Raw genomic sequence first — 462 nt, 5'->3', positions numbered from 1 at the left:
CCCTTGCACCTCCGTTTCCCTTGCAGTTTCGCGCCACCGCCTATTCTTGTATGCGTGGATGATTCCCGCGATTTCGGCGGGAGACCAGGCCGAAGCGCATTCGGCAAGGAGGCGATATGAGCGCGCAGTTGAACCATACGATCGTCTGGTGCCGGGACAAGCGGCGCTCGACGCACTTCCTGACGGATATACTGGGCTTGCCGGCCCCGGTTTCATTCGGGCCGATGCTGGTCGTGTCGCTGTCGAACGGCGTGTCGCTCGATTTCTACGAACGCGACGAGCCGATCTCGACGCAGCATTATGCGTTCCTCGTCGGCGACGGCGAATTCGATCGCGCGTTCGCGCGAATCCGCGAGCAAGGGCTCACATATTGGGCCGATCCGGCGAAGCGCCGCGCGGGCGAGATCAATACGCACGGCGGCGGACGCGGCGTGTATTTCAACGACCCGGACGGGCATTTTC

The 462-nt window shown here is 62.6% G+C and carries 1 protein-coding gene; it reads left to right on the top strand.

The window, feature by feature from the left end:
* Positions 1-116: 116 nt before the first annotated feature.
* Positions 117-462 (top strand): VOC family protein (locus J5M57_RS28425; RefSeq protein WP_207938533.1); only part of this gene is annotated, 346 nt, incomplete at its 3' end.

This window comes from Pseudomonas sp. 86_A (genome assembly GCF_017491705.1).
Lineage (GTDB): Bacteria > Pseudomonadota > Gammaproteobacteria > Pseudomonadales > Pseudomonadaceae > Aquipseudomonas > Aquipseudomonas koreensis.
This window is presented reverse-complemented; position numbering and strand designations above follow the sequence as displayed.